Origin of the sequence: Kribbella qitaiheensis (assembly GCF_042657745.1) — a bacterium.
Taxonomy (GTDB): domain Bacteria; phylum Actinomycetota; class Actinomycetes; order Propionibacteriales; family Kribbellaceae; genus Kribbella; species Kribbella qitaiheensis.
In genome coordinates, this window is record NZ_JBHSKE010000006.1 from 100,389 (window position 1) to 122,771 (window position 22,383).

19 protein-coding genes are annotated in these 22,383 nt (G+C 68.9%); 3 read left to right on the forward strand and 16 right to left on the reverse strand.

Features of this window, described 5'->3' with window-relative positions; translation table 11 throughout:
- Window positions 1-147: 147 nt before the first annotated feature.
- The 5 genes from ACFPJ1_RS04845 to ACFPJ1_RS04865 all read right to left on the reverse strand — a co-directional run bounded on the left by ACFPJ1_RS04845 (window position 148) and on the right by ACFPJ1_RS04865 (window position 6,385).
- Window positions 148-981, reverse strand: a complete 834-nt coding sequence (locus ACFPJ1_RS04845) for an EamA family transporter (protein WP_380101611.1) — start codon at window positions 979-981, stop codon at window positions 148-150.
- 124 nt (window positions 982-1,105) lie between these two features.
- Entirely contained in the window at window positions 1,106-2,545 is a 1,440-nt protein-coding gene (locus ACFPJ1_RS04850) for a dihydrolipoamide acetyltransferase family protein (RefSeq protein ID WP_380101612.1), read from the reverse strand.
- Window positions 2,545-3,522, reverse strand: coding sequence for an alpha-ketoacid dehydrogenase subunit beta (locus ACFPJ1_RS04855; RefSeq protein WP_380101613.1), 978 nt, complete (start codon window positions 3,520-3,522; stop codon window positions 2,545-2,547). The genes ACFPJ1_RS04850 and ACFPJ1_RS04855 overlap by 1 nt, the downstream gene beginning before the upstream one ends.
- Before the next feature lies 1 nt (window position 3,523).
- Window positions 3,524-4,699 carry a pyruvate dehydrogenase (acetyl-transferring) E1 component subunit alpha gene (pdhA, locus tag ACFPJ1_RS04860; RefSeq protein WP_380101614.1) on the reverse strand — a complete coding sequence of 392 codons (1,176 nt, stop codon included), beginning with the start codon at window positions 4,697-4,699 and terminating at the stop codon, window positions 3,524-3,526.
- A gap of 357 nt (window positions 4,700-5,056) precedes the next feature.
- On the reverse strand, window positions 5,057-6,385 hold the full coding sequence (locus ACFPJ1_RS04865; protein ID WP_380101616.1) for a phytase: 1,329 nt from the start codon (window positions 6,383-6,385) through the stop codon (window positions 5,057-5,059).
- Window positions 6,386-6,580: 195 nt separating this feature from the next.
- Here ACFPJ1_RS04865 and ACFPJ1_RS04870 point away from each other — a divergent pair, with 195 nt between their 5' ends.
- Window positions 6,581-7,543: an EamA family transporter gene (locus ACFPJ1_RS04870; RefSeq protein ID WP_380101617.1), complete on the forward strand. Its 963-nt coding sequence runs from the start codon at window positions 6,581-6,583 to the stop codon at window positions 7,541-7,543.
- Window positions 7,544-8,071: 528 nt separating this feature from the next.
- Window positions 8,072-8,662: a hypothetical protein gene (locus tag ACFPJ1_RS04875; RefSeq protein WP_132191651.1), complete on the forward strand. Its 591-nt coding sequence runs from the start codon at window positions 8,072-8,074 to the stop codon at window positions 8,660-8,662.
- A gap of 215 nt (window positions 8,663-8,877) precedes the next feature.
- On the opposite strand, the gene ACFPJ1_RS04880 is transcribed toward ACFPJ1_RS04875, so the two are convergent.
- The 5 genes from ACFPJ1_RS04880 to ACFPJ1_RS04900 all read right to left on the reverse strand — a co-directional run bounded on the left by ACFPJ1_RS04880 (window position 8,878) and on the right by ACFPJ1_RS04900 (window position 14,355).
- Window positions 8,878-9,612 (reverse strand): SDR family NAD(P)-dependent oxidoreductase, encoded by a 735-nt coding sequence (locus ACFPJ1_RS04880; protein WP_380101619.1) that lies wholly within the window; start codon window positions 9,610-9,612, stop codon window positions 8,878-8,880.
- Between the two features lie 126 nt (window positions 9,613-9,738).
- Window positions 9,739-10,833: a histidinol-phosphate transaminase gene (gene hisC / locus ACFPJ1_RS04885; RefSeq protein WP_380101620.1), complete on the reverse strand. Its 1,095-nt coding sequence runs from the start codon at window positions 10,831-10,833 to the stop codon at window positions 9,739-9,741.
- Window positions 10,834-11,182: 349 nt separating this feature from the next.
- A complete protein-coding gene (locus ACFPJ1_RS04890) occupies window positions 11,183-12,055 on the reverse strand; it encodes a dimethylarginine dimethylaminohydrolase family protein (protein WP_380101621.1) in 873 nt (290 codons plus the stop codon).
- Window positions 12,056-12,154: 99 nt separating this feature from the next.
- A complete protein-coding gene (locus ACFPJ1_RS04895; protein WP_380101622.1) occupies window positions 12,155-12,769 on the reverse strand; it encodes a PEGA domain-containing protein in 615 nt (204 codons plus the stop codon).
- Window positions 12,770-12,780: 11 nt separating this feature from the next.
- Window positions 12,781-14,355 carry a phage tail tip lysozyme gene (locus tag ACFPJ1_RS04900; protein ID WP_380101623.1) on the reverse strand — a complete coding sequence of 525 codons (1,575 nt, stop codon included), beginning with the start codon at window positions 14,353-14,355 and terminating at the stop codon, window positions 12,781-12,783.
- Window positions 14,356-14,574: 219 nt separating this feature from the next.
- Here ACFPJ1_RS04900 and ACFPJ1_RS04905 point away from each other — a divergent pair, with 219 nt between their 5' ends.
- The gene (locus tag ACFPJ1_RS04905) at window positions 14,575-15,243 is read left to right on the forward strand and encodes a GntR family transcriptional regulator (RefSeq protein WP_380101624.1); all 669 of its coding nucleotides are present in this window, start codon (window positions 14,575-14,577) and stop codon (window positions 15,241-15,243) included.
- A 7-nt stretch (window positions 15,244-15,250) separates the two neighbouring features.
- On the opposite strand, the gene ACFPJ1_RS04910 is transcribed toward ACFPJ1_RS04905, so the two are convergent.
- From ACFPJ1_RS04910 to ACFPJ1_RS04935, 6 genes are read right to left on the reverse strand one after another with little or no spacing between them, the layout of a single operon-like run.
- On the reverse strand, window positions 15,251-17,314 hold the full coding sequence (locus ACFPJ1_RS04910; protein WP_380101625.1) for a glucosidase family protein: 2,064 nt from the start codon (window positions 17,312-17,314) through the stop codon (window positions 15,251-15,253).
- Window positions 17,311-18,537: an enolase C-terminal domain-like protein gene (locus tag ACFPJ1_RS04915; RefSeq protein WP_380101626.1), complete on the reverse strand. Its 1,227-nt coding sequence runs from the start codon at window positions 18,535-18,537 to the stop codon at window positions 17,311-17,313. The genes ACFPJ1_RS04910 and ACFPJ1_RS04915 overlap by 4 nt, the downstream gene beginning before the upstream one ends.
- Window positions 18,534-19,301, reverse strand: a complete 768-nt coding sequence (locus ACFPJ1_RS04920) for an SDR family NAD(P)-dependent oxidoreductase (RefSeq protein ID WP_380101628.1) — start codon at window positions 19,299-19,301, stop codon at window positions 18,534-18,536. Before ACFPJ1_RS04920 ends, ACFPJ1_RS04915 begins: the two co-directional genes overlap by 4 nt.
- A gap of 10 nt (window positions 19,302-19,311) precedes the next feature.
- Window positions 19,312-20,136 carry a carbohydrate ABC transporter permease gene (locus ACFPJ1_RS04925; protein ID WP_380101630.1) on the reverse strand — a complete coding sequence of 275 codons (825 nt, stop codon included), beginning with the start codon at window positions 20,134-20,136 and terminating at the stop codon, window positions 19,312-19,314.
- Window positions 20,133-21,065 carry a carbohydrate ABC transporter permease gene (locus ACFPJ1_RS04930; RefSeq protein WP_380101631.1) on the reverse strand — a complete coding sequence of 311 codons (933 nt, stop codon included), beginning with the start codon at window positions 21,063-21,065 and terminating at the stop codon, window positions 20,133-20,135. Before ACFPJ1_RS04930 ends, ACFPJ1_RS04925 begins: the two co-directional genes overlap by 4 nt.
- Window positions 21,062-22,360, reverse strand: coding sequence for an ABC transporter substrate-binding protein (locus ACFPJ1_RS04935; protein WP_380101632.1), 1,299 nt, complete (start codon window positions 22,358-22,360; stop codon window positions 21,062-21,064). The genes ACFPJ1_RS04930 and ACFPJ1_RS04935 overlap by 4 nt, the downstream gene beginning before the upstream one ends.
- Window positions 22,361-22,383: the final 23 nt, after the last annotated feature.

Here is a 22,383-nt window from a genome sequence, read left to right on the forward strand (position 1 = left end):
CACGGGCGGAGCACACTCTGCGGCTGCGCGGGCGAGGTTTCGCGCCCTCTGGGGGTCCGCCAGCGGTGCTTGGCCGCTAGGCCGACCGCAGGACTGAGAGAGGGGGTCCCCCGCCCGGGGCCCCCTTTCTCCTGTTTACCGAGGGCCCTACTGGGTGCTGATCAGCACGATGCCGGCGACCACGACGGCCGCGGCGATGGCGCGTTTCGGGCCGAACCGCTCGCCGAAGAACAGCGCGCCGATGATCGCCCCGAAGATGATGCTCGTCTCCCGCAGGGCAGCGATCGACGCGAGAGTCCCCCGCTGCTGCGCCCACAGGACCAGCCCGTACGCGACCATCGAGACCAGCCCGCCGCCGAGTCCGGCGTACACGTGGCGTCGCTCCTGGGTCAGGAAGCCGGTCCCGCGCCAGCAGAACACCGCGAGCGGCACGATCAGCCCCTGCAGCATGAAGACCCAGCCCATGTACGTCGCGAGGGGGAGCTTGTGCACGGCGACTCCGTCGACCACCGTGTACGCCGCGATGGTGAGCCCGGTCCCGAAGGCGGCCAGCAGTGCGGGTGACTGCCGCCGCGAGGGTCGTCCGCCGATGAACACGAGCGCGATCAGCCCGACCGAGATCAGCAGTACTCCGGCGAGCTCCAGCGGCACGGGCTGCTGGTGCAGGACAACGATCGCGATGACGGCGACCACCCACGGCGACGTACCCCGGGCCAGCGGGTAGACCTGACTGAACTGCCCGAGCTGGTACGACGCTAGCAGGCCGCCGTAGTACGCGAGGTGGATCAGCACCGAGGCGACGATGTACGGCCAGGTGTTCGCGGGCGGCAGCCCGGTCACGGAGACGGCGACCAAGCCGCACAACCCCGACGACAGCCCGAGCAGCGCGAACCCGGCCAGCCGGTCGGGGACCCCGTGGGCCATCGCGTTCCACACGGCGTGCAGAACAGCTGCCCCGAGCACCGCTATCAAGACCGCCACCCCGCCACCCTCTCCCGTCGGAGTCCCTCACCACCACTGAGTTAGCCGGCGCCGGACGTGACGAGACCCCGGGTGGACGGGTCCACCCGGGGTCTCGGAGTACTGCTCAGAACATCAGTACAGGTCAGAACATCAGCGCGCGGGCCGGGTCTTCGAGGATCGCGGCGACGTCGGCGAGGAAGGTGGAGCCCTTCTCGCCGTCGATCAGGCGGTGGTCGAAGGACAGCGCGAGTGTGGTGATCCAGCGCGGGACGATCTCGTCGTCCACCACCCACGGCTGCTTGCGGACCGCCCCGAAGGCCAGGATCGCGGCCTCGCCCGGGTTGATGATCGGCGTGCCGGCATCGACCCCGAACACGCCCACGTTGGTGATCGTGAACGAACCACCCGCCTGGTCGGCCGGCTGGGTCTTGCCCTCCCGGGCCACCGCGACCAGGTCGTTCAGCGCGGCACACAGCTCGGGCAGCGTCATCGCGTCGGCGCCCTTGATGTTCGGCACGATCAGCCCACGCGGGGTGGCCGCGGCGATGCCGAGGTTCACCGAGTGCTTGAGCACGATCTCCTGGGCCGCCTCGTCCCACGCCGCGTTGATGATCGGCGTACGGCGGGCCGCCAGCGTGACCGCCTTCGCCACGATCAGCAGGGGCGAGACGCGCAGGTCGCGGAACGCCTTGTCGGTCTTCAGCCGCTCGACGAGTTCCATCGTGGCGCTGACGTCGACGGTGATCCACTCGGTGACGTGCGGCGCGGTGAACGCACTGTTCACCATCGCTTGGGCCATCACCTTCTGCACGCCCTTGACCGGAATCCGGGTCTCCAGCTGCCCCGCCACCGGAGCGGCAACCGGCGCCGCAACAGCTGCAGGAGCCGCAGGAGCCGCTGCAGGCGCCGAGCCGGTCGCAACCGCCTTGTGCCCTTCGACGTCGGCCCGGGTGATGATCCCGCCCGGCCCGGTCGCGGTCACCGATGCCAGGTCGATACCCAGATCCTTGGCGAGCTTCCGCACCGGCGGCTTCGCCAGCACGTGCACGGACCCGGCCACTTCATTGCTCTGAGCAACTGGTTCGGGCTCCGGGACGACAGGCTGCGGAACAGCCACCGGCTCTTGAACGACCGGGGTGCCGGCCCCCTTGCGGGGGCGACGCTTGGCTTCGGTGGTCTTGGGGCCGTAGCCGACCAGGACCGCCGTACGGCCTCCGGGGGCCGCGCCGCCGATCTTGCCGGCCTCGATCTCCTCACCCTCCGGGTCAGGGATCACCGGGATCATGTCCTCGTTGACGGCGCCCTCGCCGACCGGCGGGGCCAGATCGCCCGGGGCGGCCTCACCCGTCTGCACGGAGATGATCGGCGTACCGACCGGGACCGTCTCGCCCTCGGGCACCAGAAGCTCGGTGACCACGCCGGCGAACGGCACCGGCAGCTCGACCAGCGACTTGGCCGTCTCGATCTCGACGATGGTGTCGTTCAGCTTGACCGTGTCACCGGCCTTGACCTTCCAGCTGACGATCTCTGCCTCGACCAGGCCCTCTCCCACGTCGGGGAGGCGGAACTGCTGGATGCCCATCAGTACTCCATCACGCGGTCGACACCTTCGAGCACCCGGTCCAGGTCGGGCAGGTACTCCTCCTCCATCCGCGAGGGCGGGTAGGGGGTGTCGAACCCGGCGACCCGCAGTACGGGCGCTTCGAGGTGGTAGAAGCACTCCTCGGTGACCCGGGCTGCGAGCTCGGAGCCCGTGCCGAGAGACAGCGGCGCCTCGTGCACGACGACCGCGCGGCGGGTCTTCTTCACCGACTCGAAGATCGTCGCCAAGTCGAGCGGCGCGATCGCGCGCAGGTCGACGACCTCCAGGTTCCGGCCGTCTTCGAGCGCGGCCTCGGCCGCCTGTAGGCAGGTCTTCACCATCGGGCCGTAGCAGAACAGCGTCGCGTCGGTGCCCTCGCGGACCACCTTCGCCTTGTAGAGCGGGTACGTCGCGCCCGCGTTCTCGTCGAGCTCGGCCTTCTCGTGGTACCGGCGCTTCGGCTCGAAGAACACCACCGGGTCGTCGGAGGCGATCGCCTGCTGGATCATCCAGTACGCGTCGACCGGGTCACCGCAGGCGACCACCTTGAGGCCGGCCACGTGCGCGAACAGCGTCTCCGGGGACTCCGAGTGGTGCTCGACCGCGCCGATGCCGCCGCCGAACGGGATCCGGATCACGATCGGCATCTTCAGCTTGCCCATCGACCGGTAGTGCATCTTGGCGACCTGGTTGATGATCTGGTCGTACGCCGGGAAGACGAACCCGTCGAACTGGATCTCGCAGACCGGGCGGTAGCCGCGCAGCGCGAGGCCGACGGCGGTGCCGATGATGCCGGACTCGGCCAGCGGGGTGTCGATCACCCGGTCCTCGCCGAAGTCCTTCTGCAGACCCTCGGTGACCCGGAAGACGCCGCCGAGCTTGCCGATGTCCTCACCCATGATGAGGACCTTGGGGTCGTTCTCCATCGCTGCGCGCAGGCCCATGTTGATGCCCTTGCCGAGGCTGATCTTCGCCATCTCAGTTTTCCCCTTCGAACGAGGCGGCGTAGGCGGCGTACTGCGCCTGCTGCTCCGCCAGCTGCGGGGTCTGCTCGACGTAGGCGTGGTCGAAGAAGTCGGTCAGCGTCGGGTCGGGCATCGACAGGCAGCCCTCCCGCAGCCGGGCCGCGATCCCGTCCGCCTCCGCCTCGATCGCGTCGAAGAAGTCGGGGCCGACTCCGGCGGAGCGGGTCAGGTAGGCCTTCACCCGCTCGATCGGGTCCTTGAGCTTCCAGTACTCCAGGTCCTCCGACAGCCGGTACTTCGTCGGGTCGTCGGAGGTGGTGTGGGCGCCCATCCGGTAGGTGTAGGCCTCGACCAGCGTCGGGCCGCTGCCCTCGCGGGCCCGCTTCAGAGCCTGCTGGGTGACCGCGTAGGTCGCCAGTACGTCGTTGCCGTCGACGCGGACGCCGGGGAAACCGAAGCCGGCGGCGCGCTGGTACAGCGGGATCCGGGTCTGCCGGTCGATCGGCTCCGAGATGGCCCACTGGTTGTTCTGGCAGAAGAAGACGACCGGTGCGTTGAAGACGGAGGCGTAGATGAAGGCCTCGTTGACGTCACCCTGGCTGCTGGCGCCGTCGCCGAAGTACGCGACCGTCGCCTCACCGTCCGTGTCACTGTCAGGGTCGCCGCCGACTGCGCCATCTCGCTGCTGGCCCATCGCGTACCCGGTCGCGTGCAGCGTCTGGGCGCCGATCACGATCGTGTAGAGGTGGAAGTTGTTGTCGCGCGGGTCCCACGCGCCCTGGTCGACACCGCGGAACAGGCCGAGCAGGTTGAGCGGGTCGACGCCCTGGCACCAGGCGACGCCGTGCTCGCGATAGGTCGGGAAGACCATGTCCTTCTTGTTCAGCGCGCGGCCGGAGCCGATCTGCGCGGCTTCCTGGCCGAGCAGGGAGGCCCAGATGCCGAGCTCACCCTGGCGCTGCAGGGCGGTCGCCTCGGTGTCGATCCGGCGGACCAGGGTCATGTCCCGGTAGAACCCCTTGATCACCTCGTCGTCGAGGTCGAACGAGTAGTCCGGGTGCTCGACGCGCTCACCTTCGGGCGTCAGCAGCTGGACGAACTCGACCTCCTCGGAGGCCTGGGTGGGACTGACGGGCGCCTCCACGGGCGCGAACACTTCCGGGGCAATGCCCGGCACCGACTCACTCACATGCACTCCTCGGGTTCGAGCGCGGGATCGCCGCGACCGCAACGTTGCACGGGTCCCGGCCCAGCCAGCCGGGTGAGGCTTCGCAGGCAGGACCGCGTGGATCCAGGTTGATGCACACCGCCAGGCAGTGAACCTCCTCACTGGTATCACTGCCTATCTTGCCGGACACCGTACCCAGCCGGTTGGTTGATCCGCTAACTGTCTGGACGCGGACTTGTACGCCGGTACCGGGTGGCGTCTCGCGCTGAGACACCAGTCCGCTCAGTGGTCATGTCGAGGCCGGGCCGCACGCCTGAATCCCGCCGATGTGACGCCGTCGACGGGATTCGTGCGAGATGTGTCACAGCTGCGTACCGATTAGGGCACGTCCTCGAGCCGTACCAACTTGTAGTTGGTTCCCTCCCGGTCATCGTCACCGGGCGTGTTCCCACCGTCATGCACAGCGAGCAGGCCGTGCGGGAAGCGCGGACCCAGCGGCTGCGTGGTGACCGCCGCCCCATCACTGTGCTGTACGCCGTCCGCCGCCGTACCGTCCACGACCTGGAACCCGGCCCGGTACTCCAGGCCCTTGGACGTGATCCGGTAGGCCGCGAAAGTGGAGTCGCCCTGGCTCGACGCGTACAGAGTCTTGGCACCGCCGCGGTAGGCGATGGTGAGACCTTCCGCGTCCGCGCTGAGGTGCTTGCCGGCGTCGGGCCCGGCCGGACCGGTCGGCGCGCACTCCTCGGTCTCCTCGTCGTACGCCGCGGGCTGTCCGAACTCCCGCACCTTCTCCAGGAGCGATGGTTTGCCCGCCTTCAGCGAGTGGCCGGTCAGCGGGATCCGCCAGATGCCGATGTCCTCCTGGGCGGCGTACAGAGTGCTGGTGGTCTGGTCGAACACCATGCCCTCGACCTGTGGCCGGTCGCCCGGGTCCTCGCACGGGGCCCAGGTCGTGCCGTTCGAGAGCTTGAAGGAGGCCGGGAAGTCGAGCTGCTCGATCGGGCGGTAGCTGATCGTGCCTGCCCGGTCCGCGACGAGGCGGAACAGCCCGATCCGGGTCTCACTGCGGCGGGTGACCGCGACGATCGGCTGGCCGCCGGCTCGCAGTACGGCGAGGCCATAGGCGGTGCGCTGGTCCTGAACCTCCGCGCTGTTCTTACTGAAGACCAGAGGCGCGTTGGGGCTGGTGACGTCGGTGAGCACCTTGTGGCCGGCGGCGGCGCCGCGCTGATCCACGGAGTACACGCGCAGCTTGTCCAGGCCGCGGTCGGTGACGACAGCGAGGTCGCGTCGGCGGCCCCCGACGGACACGTCGGTGACGAGGTCGACGTTGTTGAAGCGGCCGGCCTCGGTGTCCGGGGTGGGCGCGGGCGGGGTTGCGATGTGCTGCAGTTCCTTGCCGCTGAGGTCGACCGCGGTCAGGCCGCCGTTCTTCAGCGTGCCGAGGACGACGCTCGCGGACGGACGCGTCGGATGCACCCAGATCGCGGGGTCGTCCGCGTTCGCGTCTCCACCTGCCTCGTCGTCCCAGTTGGCCGCGGTCTCCGCCACCGCTTGCACGTCCGTCAGACCGTTTGCCGATCCCTTCGCTGCCGGCGAGCCGCTGGACGCCGGGGCTGCGGCGTCGAAGGGGGTCGCGGCGGATGGGGAGATGACCAGGGCGGTGGCGGCGAAGCCGGTCACCAGAGCGGTGGCGATGCGCATCGTTCCTCCTCATGGCAGCCGGCCCGATCGGCGCGGCACCACCGCACAGATTCACGGAGTCCGATGGCCGCCGGTTGACGCTCAGATGAACCGAGCGGGACCCGGTGGCGGGATCTGATCGCCGGGGTGGCCGGAAACCGCTTGTGGGCGCGGTCGGACGAGCGTTAGTGTCAGCATCGTTCTTGCATTACACCCATGACGCAGAGGGGATGGTCGATGGCCGCCGCGCCGGTAGCAGTGGTGCCCGAGGCCGGGGGCCGTCCCGCGTCGAGCGCGATGATCTGGTCCGCGCTGGCGGTCGTCTACGTCGTGTGGGGCTCGACCTACCTGGCCATCCGGGTGGTGGTCGAGGCCGAGATCCCGCCGATGCTCGGGATGGCCGCCCGCTTCCTGGTCGCCGCGCTGCTGCTCGCCGGGTTCCTGGCGCTGAGGTCAGGCGTCGGCCGGCTGCGGGTCAGCCGCCGCGAACTGCTCGGCGCGGGCGTGGTCGGACTGCTCTTGCTTGCCTTCGGCAACGGAGCGGTCGCGATCGCCGAACAGACCGTACCGTCGGGACTGGCCGCCCTGCTGATCGCCGCGGTACCGCTGTGGCTGATGCTGCTCCGGGTCGGTGGGGGTGAACGCCCGCGCCCGCTGACCTGGCTCGGAGTACTGATCGGGTTCGGCGGGGCGGCTCTGCTCGCGCTGTCCGGCGGCGACACCAGCGCGAAGCCGTGGTCGGTCGCGATCCTGGTGCTCGGCACGATCAGCTGGGCGGTCGGTTCGCGCTTCTCCCCGCGCCTCGGCCTGCCGAAGGACCCGCTCGTGGCCACCCTGTACGAGATGGCGATCGGCGGTACCGCGATGGTCCTCATCGGCGTACTGCGGGGCGAGCCCGGGCGGCTCCACCTCGGTGCGATCGACACGAAGGGCTGGATCGCGCTGGCCTACCTGGTCGCCTTCGGCTCGCTGCTCGCGTACTCCGCCTACTCCTACCTGCTGGCGAACGCCCCGATCTCACTGATCGGCACCTACGCGTACGTGAACCCGGTGGTCGCCGTCTTCCTCGGCTGGCTGATCCTCGACGAACGAGTCACGGCCGAGATCCTCCTCGGCGGTGCGGTCGTGGTCCTCGGCGTGGCCCTGGTGGTCAGCGCCGAACGCCGCCGTACGTCGTAGTCGCGCAGCCCTCGAAGTAGTCGCAGGTCTGGAAGTAACCCCGCGCGGCCCTGGAAAGGGAAGAACCCGGGCTCCCATGGGGCGCCCGGGTCTCCCACCGCTGCCGATGCGCGCGGCAGCGGGTCTGTGTGCCGGGCCGGCGCCGCGACCCGAAAACAACGGCGCGCGAAACTCCGGCAATGACGCGTGCCAATCCGTTTCATCATGGCAATGCCATTCCGGCGGCCACCGAGTCCGCCGAAATGTGACCACCGAATCAGCAGCCGTGCGTCACCCGCGATCAGACAACGACGAAGTCCCGGATCGGTTACGGGCTCATAGCAACGAACTCCACAGGCCCGATCGGCGGCAAGTTGCCTGGTCAGAGACAGGTTCCTGTCGCGGAAGCAAACCCATCACCTGATCATTATGGCCGGCGACGGGATTTCTGCCTGACCGAAAAATCTGCCGAAGAATTCGTAACCCACCCCAGTAGGCGTCGTTACCCACTAAGACGAATCCGTCAAACCCGAAAGGAAACCTCGCATAATGCAGGTAACACGCAAGATCGCCGCTGCAGCGGCTGTGGCGACCGTTGCCACGCTGGGCCTGGCCACCGTCGTCAGCGCCAACATGGTCGACGACACGAAGGCCACCAGCGGCCTTGCTGACGCCGCCTCGCTGGCCAGCAAGGGCTACGGCCAGGGCGGCAAGCACTGGTCCTGGGTCAAGGACGACGGCAGCCTCGTTGCCATCGACGGCAACAACGTCGGCCCGTTCCAGGCCTGCCACAACTTCGTCCCGGTGAACGGTGTCGGCGGCAACGTGCCCGTCACGGACATCGTCGGCATCGTTGGTCTGTTCAACGACGGCAACAGCGCGACCGCCGTCAAGACCTGCGAGCAGGACTCGAAGCAGGCCAACGGCTCGAAGTGGTACCGCGTCGGCGACGACGGCCTGGTGTCGGTCAGCCGCAACAACGTGGGCCCGTTCCAGGTCTGCCACAACGAGGTCCCGGTGAACGGTGTCGGCGGCAACGTGCCGATCAGCGACCTGTCCGGCATCCTGGGCATCGGCAACGACGGCAACAGCACCGACCTGCTGAAGACCTGCGAGCAGGACTCCTCGCAGAACAACTGACCCCTCCCTGGTCAGTGATGCAGGACACCGGACTAATCGCCTCGGTGGGGCGATTGAACCGGTAGCACCACCTTGAAGCGGCATCGGGAAGTAAGCCTCACTCCTTCCCGGTGCCGTTTCTCTTGCACCCGGTTCGCCCGGCCCCTGTCCCAGCACGGGCCGGGCGAACTCATGTCCGGGCTCGCCCCGGCCTACTCCGCAGTACGCGCGGCGGCTCAGGCGGGGAGGTCGCGGAGGTCCAGGACTGCCCCGTTCTCGAGGGGGCGGGTGAGGAGGGACCAGATGCCTCGGGCGGCTTGCTCGGGGGTCACGAGGGTGCCGGTGCGCTTGAGTTCCCGGAAGCGTTCGACGGCCGGGAACGCCTGCTCGTCCACTGCGCGGATGTCGTCCTGCATCGCCGTGTCGACCACTCCGGGCGCCACCGCGATCACCCGGCAAGCTCGCTCGCCAGCCTCGGACTTGAGGACCTGCTCGGCGCCGGCGGTGCGGACCCAGTGCTCGAGCGCAGCCTTGCCGGCGTTGTAGTGGGACCAGCCCGGGTACGCCGTCTTCGCGGCACCGGACGACAGCATCACCAGATGCCGCTCACAGTCGAGCCCAGCGGTCGCTCGGAGGAAGGCCCGGCCGAGCACCTGCGGCGCCGCGGAGTTCAGCAGCACAGCCCGCGTGTAGGCCTCGCTGTCCGCCGTCTCGGCCGGCCCGATCGGCACGATCGTCCCCGCGTTGTGCACGAAGACGATCCGCTCGCCCTGGAAGCCCGCCGCCTCGACCGCGAAGTGCTTCTCGACGCGCGCCCACTCAGCCGGGTCGGCAAGATCCACCTTGAAGTGCTCGACCGTCCCACCCCGCCGCGACAGATCGATCACCCGAGCCCCCGCAAACGGCACCCCCGCCGCCAACGCAGCCCCGATCCCACCCGAAGCCCCCGAGATCCACACCAGATCACTCACAGCGCACTCCCTCCACCGGCACCATCCACCCACCCTCGCACGCACCAACATCGGCGCGCGTCGACGGGCTGTGCTCCGGCACCCGGTGCGACAGGCCCCGGATCGATGCGGGCTACTCGGCGCGGGTTACTCGGAGCTGCGGCCCTGGTGCCAGGCGCAGGCGACCTCGAGGAAGAGGTTGTTGGCTTCGGGTTCGCCGATGGTTACCCGCGCGCCGTCACCGGGGAAGGGGCGGACTGAGACTCCTTCGGCCTGGACCGCCTCGGCGAACGCCACTGTGTCCTCGCCGAGTGGCATCCAGACGAAGTTGGCGTGGGTCTCGGGGACGTCCCAGCCGGCCGCACGGAGCTCGCCGAGCACGCGCGTGCGCTCAGTCACCAGGTCGTCGACCCGCGCGAGCAACTCCTCCTCGGCCCGCAGCGAGGCGATCGCCGCGGCCTGGGCGACCTCGCTGACGCCGAAGGGCAGCGCGCACTTGCGGATCGCGGCGATCACCGGCGGATGCCCGATCGCGTAGCCGACCCGGCAGCCCGCCAGGCCGTACGCCTTCGAGAAGGTCCGCAGCACCACCACGTTCGGCCGGTCCCGGTAGATCTCGGTGCCGTCGATCGCCTCCGGCTCGCGGATGAACTCGCGGTACGCCTCGTCCACGACGACGAGCACGTTGCGCGGTACGACGTCGAGGAACGCCAGCAGCTCGTCCCGGCGTACCACCGGGCCGGTCGGGTTGTTCGGCGTACAGACGAGGACGACGCGGGTCCGGTCGGTCAGGGCGGCTTCCATCGCCTTGAAGTCGTGCCGGGCGTCCTCGGTCAGCGGCACCTGTACCGAGGTGGCGCCGGTCAACTGGACCGCGATCGGGTAGGCCTCGAACGAGCGCCACGCGTAGACGACCTCGTCACCATCGGCGCAGGCGGCCTGCAGCAGGTGGTAGAGCACGGCGACCGAACCGGTACCGAGCGCGAGGTGCTCCACCGGCACGTCGAACCGCTCGGACAGCGCCTCGAGCAGGTCGAGCGCACCCATGTCCGGGTAGCGGTTCATGTTCCCCGCGGCCTCGGTCGCGGCAGCCAGTACCCCGGGCAGCGGCGGGTACGGGTTCTCGTTGCTGGACAACTTGTACGTCGGCCGGCCGTCGGTGCGCTCCGGCGGCTTGCCCGGCTTGTAAGCCGCGACATCATCCAGCACGGAACGGAAGCGGACCTCGTCGTCAGGGGTCATGCCCGCAGGCTAGCCCGTCGCTCGCGCGGGCAGAACCCCGCCGAACAGCGGTGGACAATTTGCCCACTCCACCCCACCCAAGCGGGTCACCCAGCCACCAAATCACCCACCCAACCACCCATTCGTCCAGCCAACACACCCCACGCTGAGCACACTGCGAACGCCTGAACGGACCGTCATCCCGCACCCCTGCCCTCGCTTGATCCGCAAAGTCATTCCCGTTGCGTCCGAAGAACTGCGGAGACGCCTCAGCACTTCTTCGGACGCAAGCGACGAAACCTGGAGGCCCGGGCAGGGCGGGCAGCGCCCCGCGGCATGGGGCGCCCAGCGGCCGGGTGGTTGGTTGGGGTCAGGTGGGGAGGACTACCTCGCCGCCGGGGACCGTGGCGGGGGTCAGGTCGAAGTCGAGGGGGTTGGTGAGGCAGCGGGCTGAGCCGCCGCCCTTGTGGAACTCGGTGAGGTCCAGGACGACGACGCGCAGGCCGAGGCCGGTCAGGATCTCGCGCAACCGCGGGGAGCAGGCGGGCATGATGATCGTCTCGTTCACCACCAGCGAGTTGCCGCTGAAGGCGAAGGCCTCCTCGTCGGTGAGCACGATCGGTTCAGGCACGATGCCGAACAGTTCGGCCTGGCTCGCCTCGTCGAAGGCCGGCGGGTAGACCATCGCGTGGGTGCTGTCGACCGGGCAGAACGGCAGGTCCAGGTGGTACATGCCCTCGTGCGCGATCCGCAGGCCGCGGACGCGGATGTTCCACTCGGTCGCGAGGTGCTTCAGCGCGTCCGCCTCGGTGCGCGGGCCGTAGCCCACCACCAGGCTGTCGCCGAACGCGAAGGCGTCGCCGGACTCGAAGTGCGGGCCGACCCCCTCGCCGCCGGTACGGCTCAACTGGAACCCGTGGCCGGTGAACCAGGCGGCGGCGCTGAGCGACTCCTTGCGGCGCGGCTCGAACCGCATGTGCGAGAGCATCGCGCGACCGTCGGCGGCGCCGAGGCCGAGGTTCATCGCGTAGACCATGTCGGGCGAGTCCTGGCGCTGGGCCAGCACCTCCACCTCACCGCCGGCGTCGACGATCGCCTGCCGCAGGGACTCCCACTGCTTCCGGGTCAGCTCGGGGTCCGGTTGGTCCTGGGTCGACATGTACGGATTGATCACGTAGTCGATCCGGAAGTGGTCCGGACGGACCATCAGATAACGGCGACCCCACCCCAGCGACTGACCCATGAACCACCTCTGAGACTCGGATCAGCATTGACTGATCCCCTGATTGTCCGACAATCAGTCAGTGTGCAGTTCAGCGCGGTCGCCGTCAACACGGCTCCGCTACTTGGTGGTGTAGATGATGTCGAGGGTGTCCGGATCGTAGCCGTGCCCCTCGATCCACTGCAGCGCCTTGGTCTTGCCCTCGGGCGAGAACACCTGGATCTTGAGCGAGATCGCCTCGGGGTTGTCGGGGTCGGACTTCGAGGCCTGGTACGTCGCCTTGAACCCCGGCCCGATGTACGGAAGCTCCCGCATCACCGGGTACTTCGCCTGCAGCCGCTTCTGGATCTCGTCGTACCGGCGGCCCGCCTCGGCCTCCGCCTCCAGCGCCTGCTCCGGGTTGTTCTGTACCCAGGTGCGCCCGGCCGGCCCGTTGGAGTACAGGTACATCTTGACCTTGAGCGGGTCGCCGCCCTTCGCGGTCACCGTCTGGGTGTAGTCCTGGAAACCCTCCCGTGATGCCGTCAGCGTGTGCTGGCCGGCCTTCACCTCGACCTCGCCGTTCGCCGCGATCTGCCGGCCGTCCAAGGTCAGAGTCAGGTCGTTCGGGATCGACTGGATCGTCAGCTTCGACTGCGACCCGCCGCGGAAGACCAGGTAGCCGCCGATCACGACCACCAGGATGACGACCACGACCCCGCTGAGCAGCCAGAGCCGGGGGCTCTCCTCTTCCATCTGTCCTCTCCTCAGCTCTTCGGGGCGGGCGGGTTCTTCAGCCGGGCGGCGGCGAACTGCTGCCCGATCGAGTAGGTGTTGCCGGCCTCGGGCACATGTCCGTGCAGCGAGGCGGAGGCCGCGTTGTAGCCGTTGAACTCGCCGACGAACAGGTACGTGTGCCCCGGTCCGATCAGGATGTCACCAGGTCTCAGCTGATCCTCGGTGATGTCGTCGAACACGTCGTACTTGCCCGAGGTGCGCAGGTAGTTCTCCTGGACGCCCGTGGTTCGCGTCGGATAATCCGGGTCGGCGCCGCTCATCCGCATCACGGTGGCAACGAAGACGCCGCAGTCGGAGAACGGGTCGTCGCCGGTCGAACCGTTCCACAGCGGCATGGCGTCCTGGTACTCCTGTTTGGCGCCGGCCTCGTCCTTGCCGTGGCCGCCGGGGGTATCCCAGGCGAGCAGCTTCGCGGTGGCGACGATGTCGCCGTTGCCCGCGCCGCAGCCACCAGCGGGGGCGTCCCCGCCGCCGAAGGTCTCGAACACCTCCCGGGCGGTGTTCTTGCGCTCGGTGTAGCGCGGGTTGCTCAGGTCGTTCGAGCCGGCGAAGCGTTCGAAGTACCGGCCGAAGGCGACCGCGGCGTCCTCGACCGACTGGGCCGCCTTGACCTGCTGGCCGGCCGGGCCTTCGGCGAGCGGACCCTCACCCTCGAGCTGTTTGCGCAGGAACTCCAGTTGCCACTCGAGCGACTCGACCTTGGCCTCGTCGTTGCTGGTGGCCTGCATCGACGGGTTGATCATCTTCCCGGCCGGTGTCCATTGGACGATGCCCCAGCCGAGCGAGCTGCCCGCCGCAGCGGACGGGTGGGTGATCTGGCCCGGCGGGGTGTTCTGCAACCGGGCCGGCTCCACGCTCGACTCGTGGATCATGTTGCCGACGATGCCGGCCGCCTGCTCCTTGGAGTAGCCGTTCGAGGCGAAGAAGTTGAACGCCTTCTCCTGGTTGTTGCCGCCGACCAGCGGGCCGCCTCCACAGGAACAGCTGGACGTCCCGGTCGTCGCCTCGGGTCCGACCGCGTCGGTCGGGTCCTGCGGCTGCAGGGAGCCGGTGCCGTTCTCGCCGGTGCGGACCCGCAGCTCGAAGTGGAGGTGGTCGCCGCGCAGGCCCGGCGCGCCCTCGGTGCCGGTGCCCGACTTGCCGATCTCCTGGCCCCGGGTGACCTTGTCGCCGACGCTCACGCTCTTGGACTCGAAGAACTCGTACCAGGTCTCGACCGCGGCGTCCTGGTGGCGGATCTTGATCCAGTCGCCCTCGATGGAGACGACGGTGCCCTCCTCGGCGGCCATCACCTTGCTGCCCTTGGCAACTTCGTAGTCGAGACCGGTGTGCTTCTCGGGCCCGTCGTCGTCCCAGCCCTGGGCCGCCTCGTGCTTGTCCGTCGGCCAGCCGAACGCCGCGCCCTCGGTCGCGCCGGAGTTGCACTCCGCCGCGTTGCCGAGCGAGCCCATCGCCGTGAACAGCATCGCGATCACGATGATCAGCGGCAGCATGAGGAAGAAAGCGATGCCACCGATGATGGGCAGGGACTTGCCTTCACCCACGGCTTCCTCCTCGTTCGGTCGGCGGCTCTCCCGCGGTGGGGGGAGAGGGCGGCCGCTGACGTCTCGGTACAGACTGCCCGAAAACCGGCTCATCATGGCGCTGGTTATCCACAGGTCGGCCGGGGTGGCGGGGTGGGGAACGCGTCAGCTGGCCCGCTCGCGCCGCGCGGCAACCGGGCCGCGCGCGACAACGGACCCCGACTGAACGAGAATCTCCCCATGTACGAACGGCTGCGGGTGGACCGCTCGACCACGGTGGACCGGGTCGTGGACGCGCTCCGGGCCGCCCTCTTCGCGGGCGACCTGGAACCCGGCACGCCGTTGCGCGAGCAGCCGCTTGCCGAGGCGCTCGGGGTCGCGCGCAGTACTGTCCGCGAGGCGATGACGATGCTGGTCACCGAGGGACTCGCGGTCCGTGAGCCGAACAAGGGCGTCAGCGTCGCGATCCTGCACCCGGCCGCGGTCGCGGACATCTGCCGCGCGCGCTTCGTGCTCGAGTCGGCCGGCATCCGGGCGTGGTTCGACGCCGACGAGGTCGCCCGGGAGCGGGTCCGCGCGGCGATGCGCACGTTCGCCGCGACCGCCAAGGAAGGCGCCGACCCGGAGGCGATGACGGAGACGCACCTGGCGATCCACCGCAGCTTCGTGGCCCTGACCGGCAGCGAGCGGCTGACCGCGACCGCCGACTCGATCACCGGCGAGGCGAGACTCGCGCTCGCCCGGGTCGACGCGCTCCGCCAGGACGCTAAGCAGCAGGTCGCCTCCCACCGCAAGCTCGTCCGCCTGCTGGAGAAGGGCGACCTGGACGAGTGCGTCGAGGAACTCCGCCGCCACCTCGCCGGCGCCGAGGAGTCCCTCCTCGAAGCCATCGCCACCCCACCCGACTGACCGAGTACTACGAAAGCCCTGCGGCGGTGACGTCGTACGTGCGTGAGCCCACTCGCAGGCCCCGGAGGCGCGCTTCCGGGTCCAGCGCGGCGATCTGGGGATTCGCCTGGACGGTGCCGTCGAGGGCGATCTCCAGTCCGAACACGCCCTCGAGCACCAGGCTGACCCAGGCGCCCGACGAGGAGCAGGACCAGTCGATCAGGTACGGGAACTGCGGCGGGGACTTGCGGGCCCCACCTGCCATCGCCGGGACTGCCTCCTCGACGAAGTGCGCCTGACCGCACGGGCCCTGGTTCGCGGTCTTCGCCAACCCAGGCAGCCAGTCCAGCGCGACATCACCGCGGCCCAGAGCGAACAGCGCGCGGCCGGCATCGGCGGGCCAGGCCGGGTAGGCGCCGTTCCACTGGTGGTCGGGCCGCAGGCTGAAGGCGGCGTCCGCGTCGTACGGCGACAGGGCTCGCATCCAGGTCGGCGTCTGGAGCTCCCGCTGGAAGAACTCGACCATCTCGGCCCGCTGGGTCTCCGACAGGTCCTCGGCCATCGTCGTACCGACGAGGTTGAAGTCGTAGCAGTGGCGGACCGGGAGCAGAGTGCCGTCCGGCTGGCGGGCGTGCCAGTAGCCCGTGCCCTCGGCGTACAACTCGTTGACATGGCCGGCCTGCTCGTCGGCCTCCTTGCGCAGCAGTCCGGCCCGGTCCAGATCCCCGGCCTGCTCCGCGATCTCGGCCGCGACCCGCAGGCACCACACGTTCGCCGCGTTGAAGCTGGCGACCTCGTGGACGTAACTGCTGACGCACTCGAGCAGGTTGTCGATGCCGCCGTAGTCGGCCAGCGCGTGGTCCTTCCGCAGCCCGCGCCACGCGGTCGCCCAGTCGTGCAGGTGCTCGGCCACCGGCTTGCGCGCGGCGTCCCGGCCGGCCTCCACGGCCAGGAACTCCTGGTCTCCCGTGAACCTGACGTAGTCCCGCACCAGCCGGGTCATCGCGAAGTCGTTGACCGAGTACCACTGGCCGACCGGGCCGCCGGTGAGCCACTCGGTGCCGAAGTGGGCGTGGGTGTCGAGGTCGATCCAGTGCTCGATGTGCCGGCGCATCGGTACCGGGTCGAGCAACGCGTGGGTCAGCGAGGAGAGGCTGTAGTCCCAGATGAAGGTGGTGGTCTGCCAGTACCGCGGCATCAGGGTGTCGTAGGTCCGGCCGATCACGCTGGCCGGGTTGTCGCGGCGGAACCACACCACACCGAGCACACCCCACCAGTAGAGCTTCCGGAGCGCCTCGTTCGAGGTCTCCAGGATCGGCAGCGAGCCGCTGAAGCCGTCGCTGTCCGGATCGAACGCGTCCGCCAGCGCCTTGTCCCACATCTCCTCGGCCGCCGTGAAGACCGCAGCCACGTCGGACAGACAGGCGTCGTAGTGCTCGGTCGCCTCAGCAGAGTCGCCGGCCAGGACATGGACGTACCCGATCCGAGCCCGGCCGGACTCGTCCAGAGTCACCGAAGCCTCGACCATCGATTGCCCGCGCACCTCGCCCGGTACATCGAGACCCTGCACGCTGACCGCACTCCCCGACTCACCGGTCCCGAGCAACGCAACCCGGCCATCGGCAGCCATGAGGGTGTTCGGCTCCGACGGCGGCTCCGGCCTCAACCAGCCACTCGGCGACCGGGTTGCCGTGCTGGCCAAAGCCAAACCGAGACGTACCTCCCGACCAGGATCCCCCTCTACCTCGAGCTGTACGACGACCGCGGGCCGACCCGGCGCGCAGGCGGTGGTACTGCGCAGCGACAACCCGTCGATCCGAGTACTGCGGACCACCTGGTCCGGCCGCCAGACGACCTCGACCTGACCGCCGTACGAGCGGGCCAGCCGACCGTCGAGGTACAGCTGCCCGGTGATCGTGTCGCCGTGCGAGTACGGCGGGAAGTTGATGCTGCGGACGGCGAACACGTCCAGGTCGACCTGCGCGGTGCCGAGGAAGTTGGTCAGCCCGGGCGGGTTGAACATGTCGTCGTAGGTGTGGGTCAGCACGTCACTGGACAGGTCCGTACTGCGGGGGACGGCGGTGCTGGTCATCGGAGTCCTTCGGTGGGATCGGCCCAGTCGGTGTTCGGCAGCAGCGGGTACCACCCGGGCCGGGCCGGGTCGCGGTCATAGGGATAGGGGCCGAGCTCGCGGAACAGCTCCGCGTACTCGGCGAGCTTGTCGCGGTCCAGCTCGACGCCGAGGCCCGGCTCGTCCGGTACGGCGATCGCACCGTCGAGGTACGGGAGCTTGCCGCCGGCAATGATGTCGTCGCGCAGGTGGTGATAGTGCGCATCGGCCGCGAACGACAGGTTCGGCACGACCGCACCGAGCTGGAGCATGGTGGCCAGCTGGATGCCGAGCTCGCCCGATGAGTGGACGGCGACGCCGAGCTGGAAGGTCTCGCAGACCCCGGCCGCTTTGACGCAGGCCCGGATCCCACCCCAGAAGGTGGTGTCCAGCAGGATCACGTCGACGGCGGGGTCGCGGACGTTCGCGGCCAGCTGCTCGAAGTTCACCACCACCGTATTGGTGGCCAGTGGGATCGAGGTGTTCGCCCGCACCCGGCGCATCCCGTTCATCCCCCAGGTGGGGTCCTCGAGATAGTCGTTGTCGAGATCCTCGATCCCTCGGGCGAAGCGGATCGCTTCCTCGACACCGAAGGCGCCGTTCGGGTCGAAGCGGACGCGGTGCCCGGGGAACGCCTCGGCCAGGGCCCGGAAACACTCGCGCTCGTAGTCCGGCGGGAAGACTCCGCCCTTCAGCTTGTGCACGCTGAACCCGTGCTCGGCGACGAGTGCCCGAGCGTGCTCCACCAGTTGGTCAGCAGTACGGATCTCGCCGGTACCGTCGTCGGCCGGGTGCCGGAAGAACAGGTAGCTGGCGAACGGCACGGTGTCCCGGACCTTCCCGCCGAGCAGTGCGTGCACCGGTACTCCGAGGTGGCGGCCCTGCAGGTCGAGACACGCGAACTCCACCGCCGCGAGCAGTTGGGTGCGGTTGTTGTAGAGACTCGCGGTCGGGTTCGCGAGCATCCAGCGCAAGGCCTCGGTGCGGGCCGGGTCATGGCCGAGCAGGTACGGCTTCAGGCCGGTGACGGCGTCCTCGGCGCTCTGGCCGCCGCCGCCCATCTCGCCCAGGCCGATCAGCCCGTTGTCGGCCTCGATCTCGACCACCGTCCGCACGAACCGTCCCCAGTGCGCGCCGTTGCTGTGCCGCAGGGGCGCCTCCAACGGCATCGTCACCGTGGTCGCCCGGACGTCGACGATCTTCATCGGTTGCCCTCCGGCAGAACGACGGCCAGCTGAGCGGTCAAGCCGCCGTCGACCTTCACGTCGGCGCCGGTGACGAAGGCCGCCGCCGGGGAGGTCAGGAAGTGGATGACCTCGGCCACCTCGCCCGGTGTCGCCACCCGTCCGAGGGGATGCGAACGCCCCCACTCCGCGACTACCTCGTCGGCCGGCCGGCCGCCACTGAACTGCGCCGCGGAGGTCCGCAGCATCGGGGTGTCCACCGAACCAGGGCAGACCGCGTTGACCCGGATGCCCTCGGCGGCGTGGTCGACCGCCATGGCGCGGACGAGGGAGAGCAGTGCCCCCTTGCCCATCGAGTACGCCGCGACGTCGTGCTGTGCGGCGTACGCCTGGACCGACGAGACGACAACCACGCTGCCACCGCGCGGGATCAGCGGCAGGAACGACTGGCAGGCGAAGAACACCCCGCCGACGTTGATCGCCATCACCTCGTCGAAGACTGAGGGAGGCGTGTCGACCACCGTTCCGTAGCGCTGGATGCCCGCGGCACACACCAGCGCATCGACGCTCCCGACCTGCTGGGCAGCCGCGGCCAGCGCTGCCCGATCACCGACATCGACGGTGATGCCACGGACGCCCAGCTCGCCCTCGAGTACGGCGAGTGCGTCGGCGTCCCGGTCGAGTACGACGACTTGGTCGCCACCGGCAACGAAGCGCTCCACCGCGCCGCGCCCGATGCCGGCGGCGCCACCGGTCACGACCACCGTGCGTGGTCCCTCTGACATGGATGTCCTTTCAGAACTGGCCGAGGGCGAGGCCTCGGGAGAAGAATCGCTGGGCGGCCAGGAACAGCACGACGGTCGGCAGCGACACCAGTAGCCCACCGGCAAGAACGGTCGGCAGGGCGGCGCCGCCGTACGTGCTCTGCAGGCCGGTGAGCGCCGGCATGATCGGCCGCACCGACTCGGACTGGCTGAGCGTCAGACCGAGCAGCAGGTCGTTCCAGACGAAGGTGGCCTGCAGGATGAAGATTGCCGCCAGCGCACTGCCCGCCATCGGCAGGTAGATGCTGCGGAAGATCCGGAACATCCCACCACCGTCGACGATCGCGGCCTCGAACACGCTCCGGGCGATCCCGGTGAAGTAGTTGCGCATCACGAACGCCGAGAACGGCACACTGATCGCCGTGTAGACGATGATCATGCCGACCCGGGTGTCGTACAGACCCGAGTCCGCGAAGCCTGAGAACAACGGCATCAGGATCATCTGCAGCGGGAAGATCGTGCCGCCGAAGATGAAGACGAACCACAGGAACCCGCGCCGCAGCCGCAGGACCACGATCGCGTACCCGGCCGCCGCCCCGATCAGCACCGCGAGCACCGGCGCGACAACGCTGTAGAGCGTCGTCGCCACCAGGGTGTCCCCCAGCGCCGCCTTCTCCCAGGCATCCCCGAAGTTCGCGAACAGCGAGAACCCGGACGGCTTCCACACCGAGGACGCGTCGTACCCGTCGACCGCCTTGGACGCGTTCACGACGAGCAGGTACACCGGCGCCAGCCAGATCAGCCCGAGGACGACGAGGATCGTCGTCCGGATCGGACCAGATGAGGTCTTGTTCATCGCGAGTCACCGTCCGCGAGCTGGTAGCGCAGGTACAGGATCGACGCGGCGAACGTGACGAGGCTGAGAAACAACGCGATCGCCGCGCCCTGGCCGTAGTCGTTCAGCACGAAGGTCTCCTTGTACATGGACAGCGCGAGCGTCTCCGACGACGTACCGGGGCCGCCCTGCGTCATCACCCACACCACGTCGAACGTCTTGAGGCTGCCGACGATCGACAGTCCGATGACGACCGTGGTGATCGGTCGCAGCTGGGGCCACAGGTGGTGCAGGAACAGCCTGAACCCGTCCGCTCCGTCCAGCCGCGCGGCCTCCAGCGGCTCGGCCGGAATGGACTGCAGCCCGATCACGAACAGCAGGGCGTTCACGCCGGCCGCCTGCCAGGTGACGGCCACGATCATCATCAGCGTGTTGCCCGGACCGGCCTGCAGCCAGCCGGTGTGCGCGCCGGGCAGACCGAAGTACCCGAGTGCCTGGCCGAGCGCGCCGTCCGGCTGCAGCACGAATCCCCAGATGACCCCCACGGCCACACCGGAGATCGCGTACGGCAGCAGGAACGGCAGCCGCAGCCACGAGCCCCACCGATGCCCATAGGTCAGTACGGCGATCAGCAGCCCGAGGATCACGGGGAGAGTGACCATGCCGACGACCCACAGCAGCGTATTGACCAGCGCCCCGATCAGGTCCGGGTCACTGAACATCGCCTTGTAGTTCGCGAGCCCGGACCAGACCGGCGAGGCCAGCCCGTCGTAGTCGGTGAAGCTGACATACGTCGTCCACAGGAACGGTAGGTACAGCAGCAGAGCCACCACGGCCGCGGCCGGCAGCCCGAACAGCGGGGCCGACCTGGCCCCCGTCCGGGCCGACTGCTGCTTGGACGCGCGGTTCTTCACCGGCGCCGGCCGCTCGATGGTCGGGGTGGAAGTCACTTCTGCTTGGCCCAGTAGGCGTCCGCCTCGGCCTGGATCTTCTGCAGGCCCGGCATCGGGTCGCCCGGCTTGGTGACGAACGCGCCGAACACCTCGAGCGCCTTGTTCGCGACCGGTACCGGCGTCGCCTCGAACCAGCGGTTGATCAACCGGTAGCCGTCACCGCCGACGTCTTTGTTCAGCGCGGCCAGCCCCGGGTCCTTGACCTCGGCCTTCGGGTTGAACGACAGGTCGCCACGGGAGTTCGCCCAGGCGGTCTGCGCCTGCGGGGTGACCCACCAGTCGGTCCACTTCTTCACCGTGGAGGCGTGGTCGCTCTGCGCCGCGGAGCAGACCGGGCCGGTCTCGAAGATCATCGAGGTCTTCGGCAGCGCCGGATTCACGTTCGGGATGACGAAGAAGTCGTAGTCGGTGCCGGCCTTCATCTTCAGCGTGTTCAGGTTGCCGCTGAACCAGGTGCCGAAGTTGATCATCGCCACGTCGCCGCTCTTCAGTTGCGCCTGCGGCTCGGTCTTCGAGCCCGGGTCGCTGAAGTATCCGGCGTCGATCATCTTCTTCCACTCGTTCATCACCTCGACCACGCCCGGGTCGGTGTACTTCGCCTTGCCCGCGGCCAGGGCGTCGTACAGGTCCGGGTCCTTGCCGGCCAGCAGGGTCTCGAACCAGACGAAGCTGAACAGGATGTTGGTCTGGTAGAACGGCTTCACCCCGGCCGCCTTCACCTTGTCGGCGACGGCGAGCAGGTCCTGCCAGGTCTTCGGGTTCTGGGTGATGCCGGCCTTCTTGAAGACGGCCTTGTTGTAGTACATCACCCAGTAGCCGGCGTTCAGCGGCACGCAGTACTGCTTGTCGGCATAGGTGAAGTACTGCTTCAGTTGCTCGGGTACGTTGCCGTCGGCAATCGCCTTGGTCCACTGGTCGGTGGTCTCGGCGACAAGTTTCTGGTCGACCAGGTCCTGCAGCTCCTTGCCGGTGTGCCAGGTGAACAGGTCCGCCTTCTCCTTGGTCCGGAACGAGGACCGGATGAACGCGGTGTAGGCGTTGGAGTCGGAGTAGCCGACCGGCTCCATGCCGACCCCGATGTCCTTCTTGCTGGCCGCGCCGACCTGGACGAAGGCGTCCTTCCAGCCGCCCTTGTCGTTGTAGAACTTCAGCGAGTCCACCGGCTTGTCCTCGCCCTGGCCGGCGGCGGAGTCACCAGCTCCACCACCGCAGGCGGTCAGGGCGAGCGCGGCGGCAACGACCAGTGCGGTCAGCGCCTTCGTTTTGTGGTTATGCGACGTACTGCGTGACATAGTGCGTCCCTCTCAGCTCAGTG